The 14,492-nt window shown below is 69.4% G+C and carries 10 protein-coding genes; 7 read left to right on the top strand and 3 right to left on the bottom strand.

What is annotated here, in order from left to right; genetic code table 11:
* Nucleotides 1–30: 30 nt before the first annotated feature.
* Complete coding sequence (locus tag WHX56_RS21875; protein WP_338878980.1) at nt 31–1,044, bottom strand: tripartite tricarboxylate transporter substrate binding protein; 1,014 nt, start codon at nt 1,042–1,044, stop codon at nt 31–33.
* Complete coding sequence (argE, locus tag WHX56_RS21870; protein WP_338878979.1) at nt 1,041–2,267, bottom strand: acetylornithine deacetylase; 1,227 nt, start codon at nt 2,265–2,267, stop codon at nt 1,041–1,043. The genes WHX56_RS21875 and argE overlap by 4 nt, the downstream gene beginning before the upstream one ends.
* A gap of 408 nt (nt 2,268–2,675) precedes the next feature.
* On the opposite strand from argE, the gene WHX56_RS21865 reads away from it, so the two are divergent.
* The 5 genes from WHX56_RS21865 to WHX56_RS21845 all read left to right on the top strand — a co-directional run bounded on the left by WHX56_RS21865 (nt 2,676) and on the right by WHX56_RS21845 (nt 10,539).
* A complete protein-coding gene (locus WHX56_RS21865; RefSeq protein WP_129242517.1) occupies nt 2,676–3,389 on the top strand; it encodes a gluconate 2-dehydrogenase subunit 3 family protein in 714 nt (237 codons plus the stop codon).
* A gap of 3 nt (nt 3,390–3,392) precedes the next feature.
* A complete protein-coding gene (locus WHX56_RS21860; RefSeq protein WP_338878978.1) occupies nt 3,393–5,168 on the top strand; it encodes a GMC family oxidoreductase in 1,776 nt (591 codons plus the stop codon).
* A 12-nt stretch (nt 5,169–5,180) separates the two neighbouring features.
* A complete protein-coding gene (locus WHX56_RS21855) occupies nt 5,181–6,485 on the top strand; it encodes a cytochrome c (RefSeq protein ID WP_338878977.1) in 1,305 nt (434 codons plus the stop codon).
* A gap of 143 nt (nt 6,486–6,628) precedes the next feature.
* Nucleotides 6,629–8,272, top strand: a complete 1,644-nt coding sequence (locus WHX56_RS21850; RefSeq protein ID WP_338878976.1) for a VRR-NUC domain-containing protein — start codon at nt 6,629–6,631, stop codon at nt 8,270–8,272.
* Nucleotides 8,269–10,539: an ATP-dependent DNA helicase gene (locus tag WHX56_RS21845; RefSeq protein ID WP_338878975.1), complete on the top strand. Its 2,271-nt coding sequence runs from the start codon at nt 8,269–8,271 to the stop codon at nt 10,537–10,539. The genes WHX56_RS21850 and WHX56_RS21845 overlap by 4 nt, the downstream gene beginning before the upstream one ends.
* On the opposite strand, the gene WHX56_RS21840 is transcribed toward WHX56_RS21845, so the two are convergent.
* Nucleotides 10,540–10,944 carry a group III truncated hemoglobin gene (locus tag WHX56_RS21840; RefSeq protein ID WP_129242522.1) on the bottom strand — a complete coding sequence of 135 codons (405 nt, stop codon included), beginning with the start codon at nt 10,942–10,944 and terminating at the stop codon, nt 10,540–10,542.
* A gap of 212 nt (nt 10,945–11,156) precedes the next feature.
* On the opposite strand from WHX56_RS21840, the gene fes reads away from it, so the two are divergent.
* Both fes and WHX56_RS21830 read left to right on the top strand, forming a co-directional pair.
* Complete coding sequence (fes, locus tag WHX56_RS21835; protein WP_338878974.1) at nt 11,157–12,746, top strand: enterochelin esterase; 1,590 nt, start codon at nt 11,157–11,159, stop codon at nt 12,744–12,746.
* Between the two features lie 113 nt (nt 12,747–12,859).
* Nucleotides 12,860–14,341, top strand: a complete 1,482-nt coding sequence (locus tag WHX56_RS21830) for an amidase (protein ID WP_338878973.1) — start codon at nt 12,860–12,862, stop codon at nt 14,339–14,341.
* The last annotated feature ends 151 nt before the right edge of the window (nt 14,342–14,492 follow it).

The raw sequence follows: 14,492 nt of genomic DNA, 5'->3' as shown, positions 1-14,492 counted from the left end.
GGATTCGCCGCGGCAACGCCCCGCGCGGCCTTAGTCGACCGCGAGCTTCGCGCTCTTGACCACGCCCGCCCAGTAGGTGGTTTCGTCCCGCAGTTTGCGGGCGAATGCGTCGGGTTCGCTCGCCACCACTTCGGCGCCGTCCTGGCGGATCTTGTCGAGGACGGCGGGCGTGCGCGCCGCCTGGCCGATCGCCGAGGCCAGGTAGTCCACGCGTTCGGGCGGCGTGCCGGCGGGGGCGAAGACGCCGTACCAGCCTTCGATGGACACGTTCTCAATGCCCTGGCCCGCCAGGGTGGGCGCCGTTTCGAACGCGCCGATGCGGCTTTCGTGCGTGACGCCGAGCACGCGCAGCTTGCCGCCGGTGACCAGCGACTCCACGGAGGGCGGCGAGGTGATCAGCATGTCCACGGTGCCGCCCAGCAGGTCGTTGACGGCCGGGGCGGCGCCCCGGTACGGCACGTGCACGAGCGACAGGTCCTTTTGGCGCGCCAGCAGGACGCCGGTAAGGTGGGACAGCGTGCCGTTGCCGGGCGTGGCGTAGGTGACGGCGCCGGGCCGCGCCTTGGCGTCGTTCAGGTAGTCGGCCAGCGTGCGGTAGGGGCTTTCGCTCCTGACCACCAGCGCGAGCGGGGCCGAGGTGATCTGCGATACCGGGGCGAAGTCCTTCAGCGCGTCGAAGCCCGTGTTCTTGTAGATGGCGGGATTCACCGCCATGACGCTGTTCTGCGAAAGCACCAGGGTATAGCCGTCGGGCTTGGCGCGGGCGACGGCGGCGGTTCCCATATTGCCTCCCGCGCCGGACCGGTTTTCGACCACCACGGACTGGCCGGTGATGCGGCCGAGTTCGTTTGCCAGCAACCGGGCGACCCCGTCGTTGCCGCCGCCGGGCGGAAAGGGCGAGATCAGCGTAATGGCCTGCCGCGGATAGTCCTTCAGCGGCGCGGGCGCCTGCGCATGCGCGCCGGGCGCGCACAGGGGGACCGCCAGCGCGGCCATGAGGGCGGCCGCCATGTGGCGCAAAGCGCGTGTCGCGCGAGGGGTCATCGGGCTTCTCCTGTCGTTTCCGTATCGGTCTGGAATTCGGCGGCATGCTCGCAAAGTCCGGCGACCATGGCTTCGCAGCGGGCGAGCTGGCTCAGCTCCACGTATTCGTCCGGCCGGTGCGCCTGTTCGATGCTGCCCGGCCCGCAGATGACGGAGGCGACGCCCGCCTGCTGGTACAGCCCGCCTTCGGTCATGTAGCTCACGTGGGGGCCGGCATGGCCCGCGCCGGACAGGCCCATGACGAAGCGGGCGATGGCGGCGTTGGGCCCCGGGCGCAAGGCGGGGTTGTCGGACTGCTTTTCGAACAGGATGTCGGCCGCGGCGAATTTCCGCCGCATGCGCGGCAGCACGTGGTCGCGGGCGTAGTCCTGGACGCTGCCCACGATGCGGTCGGGATCGCTGTCGGGCAGATAGCGGTAGCCGAAGATGAATTCGCAGTCGCGCGGCACGATGTTGCGCGCCAGGCCGCCGTTGACGAGGGCGGTCTGAAGCGTGTCGTAAGGGGTGTCGAACGCGCTGTCCTCGCGGGGCGCCAGGGCGTACTCGTCGGCGAGGTCCTGGATGCGGCCGATGAGGCGCGCGGCATATTCGATGGCGTTGACGCCGTCCTGGGTGCGCGACGCGTGGGCTTCCTTGCCGCGGACGCAGCAGCGGTAATTGCGGCTGCCTTTGTGCGCGGTCACGACCTGCATGTCGGTGGGCTCGCCCACGATACAGGCCGCGGGCGAGATCCGCGCGGCTTGCAGGTCGGCCAGCAGGGTCCTGACGCCTTTGCAGCCGACCTCTTCGTCGTAGGTGAAGGCCAGGTGGACCGGACGTCGCAGTTCCGCCGCCGCAAGGCGGTCGACGCAGGCGAGCACGGCCGCGAGAAAGCCCTTCATGTCGCAGGCGCCGCGGCCGTAGAGGCGCCCGTCCGCGATGCGGGCCTTGAAAGGGTCGCTGCTCCAGTCCTGCCCGTCGACGGGCACGACGTCGGTGTGCCCCGACAGCACGATGCCGCCGGGCAGGTCCGGCCCGATGGTGGCGAACAGGTTCGCCTTGGCGCCGGAGTCGTCGTAGCTGAGGCGGGCGCCGATGCCGTGCCCGCGCAGGCAGTCGCGCACCCATTCGATCAGGCCCAGGTTGGAGTCCCGGCTGACGGTCGGAAAGGCGATCAAGGTTGCCAGGATGTCCAGCGTCCGGCGTGTGGGTTGTTGGTGCGGCGACACGTGTTCCCTCCCCATGGATCGATGACACTGTAGTGTCCGGGGCAGGGCAGGACCAATTAAATAAACAGGAAGTCCTATTAGCGTTGTTAATGCGTTGGGCAGTGCGCGGCGCGCGTCGGCGCGCAATGGAATGCGATGCAACCGTTCATGGCCTTGTCAGAAAAGCCCGCGTTTTCAGGCGTCTTACGTAGTCCTTAAAGCAAAAGACATTTTCATGTCAAGAAAATCGAACTGATACGGTCCATCGTGCATATCAGATGCTCGAAAGAGCGCATAATGTCCCCACCTTTTCTTGTGTCCCTATTCACAGGAACGGTCGATTTTCTGTAAGCGAAGAGCGTGTTGTCACTAGCTCGGCGGTTCGTGTTTCCAGGTTCATGTTCGCAGTCGCTAGGACAACTTGGAGTATTCACGGAGATGTCTATGACAGAAGACGCAAAGCCGCGCAGGCGGTTCCTGCAGGCGTTGGCCATCGTGCCGGCGTCGACGTTGGCGGTGGGCGCAATGGCCACCGGCTGTACCAACGGGCCGGAGAGCGCCGCCGCGCGCGCGGCCAAGCCCTATGAACCCACCTATTTCACCAAGGCCGAATGGGCCTTCATCGTCGCGGCCGTCGATCACTTGATTCCCGCCGACGACTACGGCCCCGGCGCCATCGAAGCCGGCGTGCCGGAATTCATCGACCGCCAGATGGAAACGCCGTTCGGCCACGGCAAGCTCTGGTACATGCAGGGGCCGTTCCATCCCGACGTGGTGCCGGAACTGGGCTACCAGCTCAACCAGAATCCGCGCGAGGTCTACCGCAACGGCATCCAGGCCTGCGACGCCTGGTGCGTGAAAACGCACGGCAAGGTCTACGCCGAACTGGACAAGCCGCTGCAGGAGCAGATCCTGAAGGACCTGCAGGGCGGCAAGATCGAGTTCGAGACCGTTCCGTCCAGGACGTTCTTCAGCTTCCTGCTGTCGAACACCAAGGAAGGGTTCTTCGCCGATCCGATGTACGGCGGCAACAAGAACATGGTGGGCTGGAAGATGGTGGGCTTTCCGGGGGCTCGCGCCGACTACATGGACTGGGTGGACCAGCCCAACGTGAAGTACCCCTACGGTCCCGTTTCGATCTCTGGGGAAAAGGGCTGAGCCATGGCGATCAAGAAAGAGAAAGTTGACGCGGTGCTGGTCGGGTTCGGCTGGACTGGCGCGATCCTGGGCCAGGAACTGACCGAAGCCGGCCTGCACGTGCTGGCGCTGGAGCGCGGCGGCATGCAGGACACGCCCAAGGACGCCGAGTACCCGAAGGTGATCGACGAACTGGCGTACTCCGTGCGCGGCAAGCTGTTCCAGGACCTGTCCAAGGAAACCGTGACCATCCGCCACGGCGTGGACGACGTGGCCGTGCCGTACCGCCAGAACGGTTCGTTCCTGCTGGGCACGGGCGTGGGCGGGGCGGGCTTCCACTGGAACGGCATGCACTACCGGGTGCTGCCCGAAGAGCTGGAACTGCGCACGCGCTACGAGACGCGCTACGGCAAGAGCTTCATCCCCGAAGGCATGACCATCCAGGATTTCGGCGTGACCTACGACGAACTGGAGCCGTACTTCACCAAGTTCGAATACGTGTGCGGCACGTCGGGCAAGGCCGGCAACCTGAACGGCAAGATCGTCGAAGGCGGCAACCCGCTGGAAGGCAAGCGCAGCAAGGAATTCCCGCTGCCGCCCCTGACCACCACCTATGGCGCGCAGTTGTTCGACAAGGCCGCCCGCGAGGTCGGCTTCCATCCGTATCCGGCGCCCGCGGCCAACGCGTCCGGCCCCTACACCAATCCGTACGGCGTGCGCCTGGGGCCCTGTAATTTCTGCGGGTTCTGCGAGAACTACGGTTGCTACATGTATTCGAAGGCGTCGCCGCAGACGACCATCCTGCCGGTGCTGCTGAAGAAGCCCAACTTCGAATTGCGCACGCAATCGCACGTGATCCGTGTCAATCTGGATTCGACCGGCAAGAAGGCCGTGGGCGTCACCTACATCGACGCGCAGGGCCGCGAAGTCGAGCAGCCCGCCGACCTGGTGATCCTGTCGGCCTACCAGATGCACAACGTGCGCCTGCTGCTGCTGTCGGGCATCGGCAAGCCCTACGATCCCAAGACCAACGAAGGCACGGTCGGCAAGAACTACGCCTACCAGATGAACGGCGCGGTGAACGCGCTGCTGCCCAAGGGCACGCAGCTCAATCCCTTCGTGGGCACGGGCGCGGGCGGCGTCGGCATGGACGACCTGAACGGCGACCAGTTCGACCACGGCCCGCTGGGCTTCCTGGGCGGGGCCAGCATCCGCCACGTGCGCTACGGCGGGCGTCCCATCAAGATGACGCCCACCACGCCGGGCACCCCGACCTGGGGCACGGCATGGAAGGCGGGCGTGCAGGACGCGTACCAGCGCTACATGACCATCGGCATTTCCGGTTCGGTGATGTCGTACCGCGACGCCTACCTGTCGCTGGACCCGACCTACAAGGACAGCTTCGGCCAGCCGCTGCTGCGCATGACCTTCGACTGGCACGACAACGAGTTCGACATGCTGGGCTACATGGGCAAGCGCATGGACGAGGTGGCGAAGGCCATGAAGCCCGAGAAGCACTTCGTCGCGGTGCGCAAGAAGGGCGCGCGCTACGACACGCGGGTCTACCAGAGCACGCACAACACGGGCGGCGCCATCATGGGGTCCAACCCGAAGGAAAGCGTGGTCAACAAGTACCTGCAGAGCTGGGACGTGTCCAACGTGTTCGTGATGGGGGCCTGTGTGTTCCCGCAGAACATGGGCTACAACCCGACGGGACTGGTGGGCGCCCTGGCTTTCTGGGCCGCGCAGGCGATCCGCGACCAGTACCTGAAGAACCCCGGCCCGCTGGTCCAGGCGTAAGGAGACGGAACAATGATTAAGCAGACCATTGTTGCGGCGCTCTCCGCGCTGGTCGCGGGATCCGCGTGGGCGGCCGACGGCACTCCGGCCGATGCGCAGTTGATCAAGCAGGGCGAGTACCTGTCGCGCGCCGGCGACTGTATCGCCTGCCATACCGCGAAGGGCGGCAAGCCGTTCGCGGGCGGCCTGGGCATCGAGTCGCCGCTGGGCACGATCTATTCCACCAATATCACGCCGGACAAGGAAACCGGCATCGGCGACTACACCTACGAGGACTTCGACCGGGCGGTGCGCCACGGCGTGTCCAAGGACGGGCATTCGCTGTATCCGGCCATGCCGTACACGGCCTACGCCAAGGTCGCGCCCGACGACGTGAAGGCCCTGTACGCCTACTTCATGCATGGCGTCGAGCCGGTGAAGCAGGCCAACAAGGACACCGACATCAGTTGGCCGCTGTCGATGCGCTGGCCCCTGGGCGTGTGGCGCTGGATGTTCGCGCCGGACGCCGTGAGCGGGCCCGCGGCCAGCGACCTCAAGGGCGCCGACCGCGAAGCGCTGCTGCGCGGCCAGTACCTGGTGGAAGGCCTGGGCCATTGCAGCACCTGCCATACGCCGCGCGGCTTCGCCTTGCAGGAAAAGGCGCTGACCGAGGCGGACGGCTCGGCCTTCCTGTCGGGCGGCGTGGTCGAAGGCTGGCTCGCCAAGAACCTGCGGGGCGACATGGCCGACGGCCTGGGCAGTTGGAGCCAGGAGGACATCGCGGCGTTCCTGAAGTCCGGCCGCAACGGCCATTCGGCGGCCTTCGGCGGCATGGCGCAGGTGGTCGGCGACAGCACGCAGCATTTGTCCGACGCCGACGTCAACGCCATCGCGGCGTACCTGAAGAGCCTGCCTCCGGTGAACAAGGACGCGAAGCCGCTCGCCTACGACGAGTCCGTGGCGCAGGCCCTGCGCACCGGCAAGGACAAGAGCGACGGCGCGATGGCCTTCCTCAACAACTGCGCGGCCTGCCACCGCAGCACGGGCAAGGGCTATACGGAAACGTTCCCGCAACTGGCGCTCAGCTCCACGGTGAACTCGGCGGATCCGGCGTCCCTGATCCACATCGTGCTGAAAGGCGCGCAGATGCCGGGGACTTCGGCGGCGCCGACCGCGTACGCGATGCCGGGCTTCGACTGGCGCATGACCGACAAGGAAGTCGCCGACGTGGTGACCTTCGTGCGGTCCAGTTGGGGCAACCAGGGGGCGTCGGTCAGCGCCGCCGACGTGGCCAAGGTGCGCAAGGACGTCGGGGCCGCGCCGCAGCCGGCGCGCTGAGGCGCCCAAGGCCCGCGGCGTGACGCCTCGCCGGCCGCGCCTCGCCGGCCGCGCCTTGTCGGAAAGCTCTCGGGCTTTCCGGCAAGGCCGGCCGCCGGCCTGCTATGATTACTGGATAAATACCCAGCTATCCGGCAGCGCCGATGTTTCCTCCGTACCGCTATTACTACCTGCACAATTTCGAGCGCGCGCTGGCGTGGGTGGCCGAACGCTACGCCGACCTGCTGGATGCCGCCGAACTCCGTTTCCTGGCGGATTTCCAGGCCTTGCCGCAGGCGTCGCGGGCGCTGATGGTGCGCATGCTGATGCGGCGCGGGCCCTGGTTCCGCGCCACCCGGCTGGCCTACGAAGAGATCCCCGGCACCCGTGAAGCCGCCGCGCCGCTGGAGGCGCTGGGCTGGCTGGACGCCGGCGCGCCCATGACGCTGGACGAACTTTTCGGCCTGCATACCAAGGCCGAACTTGCCGCGCTGTTCCCCGGCGCGCCGGTCAAGCCCGGCGCCCGCAAGGCGGACCTGCTGGAAGCGCTGCGGCCGCTGCACCCCCAGCCGCAATCCTATGCCGCCTGGCACCCGCGGGCCGGCGAGCCCGTCTGGCGCGTCATGGCGGCGGACCTGTGCGAACGGTTCCGCCTCATGTTCTTCGGCAATCTGCGCCAGGACTGGTCGGAATTCGTGCTGGCGGACCTGGGCGTGTTCCAGTACGAGACTGTGCCGTTCGACGCGGCGTCGCGCGCGTTCCAGGCGCGCGCCGACGTCGACCGCTACCTCGCGCTGCACGCATGCCGCCAGGCCCTGGAAGACGGGGCGGGCGTGGAGGCGCTGCTGCCGGCGGTGGACGCCTGCGCCAGCGACAACGCCTGGCTGGAGAAGCGGCGCGGCAAGATGCTGCTGCGCATCGGCCAGGCCTGCGAACGGGCCCAGGACTGGGAGGCCGCGCAGCGGGTGTACGCGCTGTGCGCCTATCCGGGCGCGCGCCACCGGCGCATCCGGGTGTATGAACGCATGGCGCGGTTCGGCGACGCGCTGGCGCTGGCGGCGCAGGCGCAGGCCGAGCCCGAAAGCGAAGAGGAAAGCCAGCGGCTGGCGCGCATGATGCCGCGCCTGCTGCGCGGCGCGGGGCAGGGCGCCCCGGCGCGCCGGCGGCCGCCCGCGGTGGCGCGCCAGGACCTGGCCCTGCCGCGTCCCGCGCAGCCCGCGCCGGTGGAATTCGTGGCGCGCGACCACCTGCACCGCGACGACGCGCCGGTGCACTATGTGGAAAACGCGCTCATCAATTCGCTGTTCGGCCTGCTGTGCTGGCCGGCGGTGTTCGCGCCCGTGCCCGGCGCGTTCTTCCATCCGTTCCAGCGCGGGCCGGCGGACCTGGACGCGCCCGATTTCCATTCGCGGCGCGAGGCGCATTTCGCCGAATGCCTGGCGCAGCTCGATACGCCCGGCTACCGCGACACCATCCTGGCGCGCTATGCCGACAAGCGCGGCGTGCAGTCGCCGTTCGTGTTCTGGGGGGCGCTGTCCGAACCGCTGCTGGCGCAGGCGCTGGACTGCCTGCCCGCCGCGCACCTGAAGCTGTTCTTCCTGCGGCTGCTGCGCGACGTCAAGACCAACCGTTCGGGGCTGCCCGACCTCGTCCGCTTCTGGCCGGGCGAGCGGCGCTACGAACTGATCGAGGTGAAGGGGCCGGGCGACAAGCTGCAGGACAACCAGATCCGCTGGCTGGAATACTGCGTGGCGCACGGCATGCCGGTCAGCGTCTGCCACGTGAGCTGGCGGGAGGATCCGGTATGAGCTATTCAGTGGCGGTCCGGGCGCTGTGCGAGTTCACGGCCCGCGCCGGCGACCTGGATTCGCGCTTCACGCCGGCGCCCAGCGGGCTGGAAGGCATGGCGGGGCATGCCCTCGTGGCGGGCCGGCGCGGCCCCGCCTACGAGACCGAGGTGCCGCTGTCGGGCGACTACGAGAACCTGCGGGTGCGCGGGCGCGCCGACGGCTACGACCCCGCGGCCAACCAGCTCGAAGAGGTCAAGACCTATCGCGGCCGGCTGGACGGCGTGCGCGACAACCACCGCGCGGCGCACTGGGCGCAGGCGCGGGTCTACGGCCATCTGCTGTGCCAGGAGCGGGGGCTGGCGCAATTGCGCGTGGCGCTGGTGTACTTCAACGTGGTCACGGAAGAAGAAACGGTGCTGACGGAAACGCACGACGCGGCGGCGCTGGCGGCGTTCTTCCAGGAGCAGTGCGGCCGCTTCCTGGCGTGGGCCAGGACCGAGCTGGCCCACCGGCAGGCGCGCGACGCGGCGCTGGAGGCGCTGGCGTTCCCGTACGGGGCGTTCCGCGGCGGGCAGCGCGAGCTGGCCGTGGCCGCGTACCGGACGGCCCGCGACGGCGGCTGCCTGATGGCGCAGGCGCCCACCGGCATCGGCAAGACGCTGGGCACTCTCTTTCCCTTGCTGAAGGCCTGCCCGGGTTCGGGCCTGGACAAGATTTTCTTCCTGGCCGCCAAGGGGCCGGGCCGCGCCCTGGCGCTGGAAGCGCTGGAAACCGTCAACGCGCAGCCGGCGGCCCCGCGCCTGCGGGTGCTGGATATGCAGGCGCGCGACAAGGCCTGCGTGCACCCCGACAAGGACTGCCACGGCGAATCCTGCCCGCTGGCCCAGGGCTTCTACGACCGCCTGCCGCGGGCCCGCGAAGCCGCGCTGGCGCACGTCCGCCTGGACGCGGCGGCGCTGCGCCGCACGGCCGACGAGCACCAGGTGTGCCCCTATTACCTGTCGCAGGAAATGGCGCGGTGGAGCGATGTGGTGGTGGGCGACTACAACTACTACTACGACTCCACCGCCATGCTGTACGCGCTGGCCCAGGCCCACCAGTGGAAGGTCGCGGTGCTGGTGGACGAGGCGCACAACCTGGTGGACCGGGCGCGCCGCATGTACACGGGCGAACTCGGCCAGGCCGCGCTGTCGGCCGCGCGCTACGCCGCGCCCAAGCCGCTGAAAAAGGCGCTGGACGGCCTGAACCGTTCATGGAACGCCTTGAACAAAAAGCAGGCGGAGGCCTACCAGGCCTACGACGAGGCCCCGGCGGGCGTGCTGGCGGCAGTGCAGAAGGCGGTGGCGGCGATCACCGACCACATGGGCCTGTCGCCCCTGGCGCAGGACGATCCGGTGCTGGGCTTCTACTTCGAGGCGCTGCACTTCATGCGCCTGGCCGAGCAGTTCGGTTCGCACGCGCTGTTCGACGTGACCCTGGACGCTCCGGGCGCGGCCGGCGCCAAGACGCCGCCGTCGACGCTGTGCGTGCGCAACGTGATTCCCGCCCCGCACCTGGCGGGGCGCTACGCGGCCGCGCACGCCACGGTGCTGTTCTCCGGCACCTTCAGCCCGCAGCAGTTCTATCGCGACACGCTGGGCCTGCCCGCGCAGGCCGCGTGGATCGACGTGGCCGCGCCGTTCCAGGCGGAGCAACTGGCCGTGCGGGTGGTGGGCAACGTATCCACGCGCTTTCGCGACCGCGAGCGCTCGCTTGCGCCCATCGTGGACCTGATCGCGCGGCAGTACGCCGAGCGGCCGGGCAACTACCTGGGGTTCCTCAGCAGCTTCGACTACCTGCGCCGGGTGTCGGACCTGATGCGGGAGTGCCATCCGGACGTGCCGGTATGGATGCAGACCCCCGGCATGGACGAGGCCGGCCGCGCCGCGTTCCTGGCGCGGTTTTCCGAGACCGGGCGGGGCGTGGGGTTCGCCGTCCTGGGCGGCGCGTTCTCGGAAGGCGTGGACCTGCCGGGCAAGCGCCTGATCGGCGCCTTCATCGCCACGCTGGGGCTGCCGCAGGTGAACGCGGTGAACGAACGCATCAAGCGCGCCATGGACCGGCGCTATGGCGAAGAGAACGGCTACGACTACACCTATCTGTACCCGGGCATGCAGAAGGTGGTGCAGGCGGCCGGCCGGGTGATACGCACCGAGCAGGACGTCGGCACGGTCCACCTGATCGACGACCGCTACCGGCGCGCGAAGGTCCGCGGCCTGTTGCCCGGCTGGTGGCGGGTGGAGTGATCAGGCGGGGCGCAGGTCCGTCAGGGGCTGGCTCGGGTCGCGGCTGAGCTGGTAGCCATACCAGAGGCTGCGCGCCATGCGCTGGGCCATTTCCTGGGCAGCGTCCGCCAGGGCGCGGTTGGGCAGGGCGTCGGTGGTTTCGCGCCACAGCGCCAGCCAGCGCTCGAACAGTTCGGCGCTCAGGTTGGGCATGGCCACGTGCTTGGGCATGGGCATGCCGGAAAAGCGGCGGGTGCCCAGCAGCACGGCGGACCAGAAGTCGGACAGCGTCCTCAGATGCTCGTCCCAGTCGTGCACCTGGCTGTCGAAGACGGGGCCGAGCGCCGCGTCGGCGCGCGCCTTGCCGTAGAAGGCATGCACCAGTTCCTGGATTTCGGCTTCGGTGCAGAGGTCGGCAGCGGCCATGGGCGTCTCCTGGCTAGGGGGGAATCCGCGCATGATAGGGCGGGCCGGGGCCGGCGCGGTTTGATCTGGCGCAAACGCGGCGGCGGGGCCTGCGCGCCCGCGGCGGGCCGGGTTTCAGTGGATAATGATATTGATTCCCATTAATGTGAGGGCGGACCGCGAGGCAGTCGCGCGGGGCGGATCCGTCGACACGCGAGCAGGAGAGCAGGCAAGTGACGCAGCAACGCAATACCCATCGGTGGCGCGCCGGATGGCTGGCGCTGGCCCTGGCTGGCGCGGCATCGGGGGCCGCCCTGGCGCAGAGCGCGGAAGGGCGGGTGTCGCCGCAGGCGCCGGCGGATACCGCGCTGACTCTGCAAAAGGGCGAATTCCTGGCCGGGGAGTGGGCGGCCGACAGCGGCGTGACGCTGGACCTGCTGGATGCGTCGGGCAGGCACGTGCGCCGCCTGAGCGACGCCGAGCGGCCCGCCGGCGGCCTGATGCTGGTGGCGCCGGACGATGGCCGCTACACGCTGCGGGCGCAGGGGCGGGGCGCGTACCGCTGGGCGGTGTCCGAGCGCGTGCCGCTGTCGGCGCAGCGCGCGCCCGAGCCCGCGCCCGCCATCGACAGTCCGCGGCTCGCGGCGCTGGCGCGCGCGCTGGAGCAGGGCGGCGGCACCGATGCCTTCTGGCGCGAGATCGCGGCCTCGGGCGCGCCGCTGATCGAGCCCGTCGACGCCGCGCATGACCGGGTGACCTTCCTGTGGCGCGGCGCGCAGCGCAACGTGCGGCTGTTCGGCGGCCCCTCGTCCGACCACGCGCCGCTGGCGCGGCTGGGAACCTCGGACGTCTGGTACCGGAGTTTCGTGCTGGCGCGCTCGGCGCGCCTGTCGTACAAGCTGGCGCCGGACGTGCCGGAGCTGCCTGCTTCCGACACCGCGCGGCGCCGCGCGATCCTGGCCACCGCGCAGGCCGATCCGCTGAACCCCAAGGCCTACCCCGAGCGCGGCGTGGACGCGTTCCAGTATTCCTCGGTGCTGGAACTGGCCGGCGCGCCGCCGCAGCCCTGGGTGGCGCCGCGCCCCGGCGTCCCGGCCGGCACGGTGGAGGCCAAGTCCCTGCGCAGCAGGATCCTGGGCAACACGCGCGATATCCACCTGTACCGCCCCGCCGGCTGGCGGCCGGACGCGCCCGGCAACCACGTGCTGGTGCTGTTCGACGCGGGGCCGTATCTCAGCCGCGTGCCCACGCCGACGATCCTGGACAACATGATCGCCGAGGGCGTCATTCCGCCCACGGCGGCGGTGCTGATCTCGAACCCGACCGCGGATTCGCGATCCGCGGAGCTGCCGCCGAATCCGGACTTCGCCGACTTCCTGGCGCGCGAGCTGATGCCGTGGGCCCGGGAACAAGGCATCGCCGCGCCGGCCGCGCGCACGGTCGTCGGCGGCTCCAGCTACGGTGGCCTGGCCTCGTCCTACGCCGCCTTGCGCCATCCCGAGGTGTTCGGCAACGTGCTGAGCCAGTCCGGCTCGTACTGGTGGGGGCAGCCGGGCGAAGAGGACCAGTGGCTGGCGCGGCAGTTCGCGGCGGCGCGCAAGCTGCCGGTGCGCTTCTACCTGGTGGCGGGGCGCTTCGAAATGGGCCGGGGCGGCCAGCCGGGGATCCTCGACAGCAACCGGCGCTTGCGCGACGTGCTCACCGCCAAGGGTTACCGGGTCACCCACCAGGAGGTGGAGGGCGGCCACGATTACCTGAGCTGGCGCGGCACGCTGTCCGACGGCCTGATCGACCTGATCGGCGCCAGGCAGGCGGCCCGCTAGCCGCGAAGGGACGGCGCGTCGCGTAGTATTGTTTGCGCGCGCCCGGATTTCCGCCGGCGCGCCCAACACAATACCCGCGCCGGCGGATTCCGCGGCGCGACAAGGAGACATGCATGAACCCTGCCACCGAGGCCCCGGTCCCCGGCCTGGACGATATCGTGGCGATGCCGGCGCACGCGCTGTCGGAAGCGATCCGCCAGCGCCGCGTGTCCTGCCGCGAAGTGATGGCGGCCTACCTGGCGCACATCGACCGGGTCAATCCCAAGCTCAACGCCATCGTCGCCCGGCGCGACGGCGACGAACTGATGCGCGAGGCCGCCGAACGCGACGCCCAACTGGACGCGGGGCAGTGGCTGGGCTGGCTTCACGGCATGCCGCAGGCGCCCAAGGACCTGACGGCGGTGCGGGGCATGGTCACGTCCATGGGCTCGCTCGTCTACAAAGACCAGGTGACGCAGCACGATTCGATCATGATCGAGCGCCTGCGGGCGTCCGGCGCCGTTTTCATCGGCCGCAGCAACGTGCCGGAGTTCGGCCTGGGGTCGCATACCTACAACCCGGTGTACGGCACCACCGGCAACCCCTACGATCCTTCCAAGACCGCGGGCGGCAGCAGCGGCGGCGCGGCCGCCGCGCTGGCGGCCCGCATGCTGCCGGTGGCCGACGGCAGCGATTTCGGCGGTTCGCTGCGCAATCCGGCCGCGTTCTGCAACGTCTACGGCATGCGGCCGTCGGCCGGCCGCGTGCCTTTCGGACCGGCGCCCGAGGTATTCCTCAAGCAACTGTCGTACGAAGGCCCGATGGGGCGCACTCCGCGCGACGTGGCGCTGCTGTTGTCGGTGATGGCCGGCCACGACCCGCGCGTGCCGCTGTCGCTGTCGGACGACCCGGCGCAGTTCGCCGGGCCGCTGGACGCCGACCTGCGCGGCAAGCGCGTGGGCTGGCTGGGCGACTGGAACGGCTACCTGCCCATGGAGCCGGGCATCCTGGACCTGTGCGAACGGGCCCTGGGCGACCTGGCGGCGGTGGGCTGCGAGGCGGTGGACTACCGGGTGCCGTTCGCCGGCGACCGCCTGTGGCGGATCTGGCTGGCGCACCGCCACCTGATGGTGGGCGGACAGTTCCATGCCCTGGTCCAGAACCCCGAGACGCGCAAGCTGGTCAAGCCGGCGCTGATCTGGGAAGTGGAAGGGCTGGACGGCATGACGGCGCGGCAGGTGTACCAGGCCACCGAGGAGCGCAGCGCGTGGTACCAGGCGGTGCTGCGCATGTTCGGCGAGGTGGACTACCTGGCGGTGCCGTCGGCGCAGGTATTCCCGTTCGATGCGAAGCTGGATTGGCCCAGGCAGATCGCCGGGCGCCCCATGGACACCTACCACCGCTGGATGGAGACGGTGACGCCCTGGACGCTGGCCGGCTGCCCGGTGATCAGCGTGCCGGTGGGTTTCAATGCCGCCGGGCTGCCCATGGGCATGCAATTGATCGGCCCGCCCCGGGGCGACCTGGCCGTGCTGCGGCTGGCGCACGCCTATGGGCAGGCGCGCGATTGGGTGGAGCACCGTCCGCCCGCAGCCCTGTGGCGGCCGGCCGCGTAGCCGGCGGGTTTCGGCACGATTGCGGCGTTTTTCGTGGCTGATAGCCCATGGCTTTGCAATAATTACCGACGAACTCCACATTTCGTAATACTCTGGGGGACGGCTCTACTTTGTTCCAGAATGTTTCGGCCCTATCGGCGAATTGACCCTG

This window comes from Achromobacter veterisilvae, from assembly GCF_037619525.1.
GTDB classification, from domain to species: Bacteria; Pseudomonadota; Gammaproteobacteria; order Burkholderiales; family Burkholderiaceae_B; genus Achromobacter; species Achromobacter veterisilvae.
The sequence above is the reverse complement of the archived record's forward strand: the minus strand, read 5'-3'. Positions and strand labels throughout refer to the sequence as shown.

Excerpts from the sequence above, each read along its gene's own strand:
- WHX56_RS21850 (WP_338878976.1), top strand. The coding sequence starts at position 6,629 with ATGTTTCCTCCGTACCGCTATTACTACCTGCACAATTTCGAGCGCGCG.
- WHX56_RS21845 (WP_338878975.1), top strand. The coding sequence starts at position 8,269 with ATGAGCTATTCAGTGGCGGTCCGGGCGCTGTGCGAGTTCACGGCCCGC.
- argE (WP_338878979.1), bottom strand. The coding sequence starts at position 2,267 with ATGGGGAGGGAACACGTGTCGCCGCACCAACAACCCACACGCCGGACG.
- WHX56_RS21860 (WP_338878978.1), top strand. The coding sequence starts at position 3,393 with ATGGCGATCAAGAAAGAGAAAGTTGACGCGGTGCTGGTCGGGTTCGGC.
- WHX56_RS21875 (WP_338878980.1), bottom strand. The coding sequence starts at position 1,044 with ATGACCCCTCGCGCGACACGCGCTTTGCGCCACATGGCGGCCGCCCTC.
- WHX56_RS21830 (WP_338878973.1), top strand. The coding sequence starts at position 12,860 with ATGAACCCTGCCACCGAGGCCCCGGTCCCCGGCCTGGACGATATCGTG.
- WHX56_RS21865 (WP_129242517.1), top strand. The coding sequence starts at position 2,676 with ATGACAGAAGACGCAAAGCCGCGCAGGCGGTTCCTGCAGGCGTTGGCC.
- WHX56_RS21855 (WP_338878977.1), top strand. The coding sequence starts at position 5,181 with ATGATTAAGCAGACCATTGTTGCGGCGCTCTCCGCGCTGGTCGCGGGA.
- WHX56_RS21840 (WP_129242522.1), bottom strand. The coding sequence starts at position 10,944 with ATGGCCGCTGCCGACCTCTGCACCGAAGCCGAAATCCAGGAACTGGTG.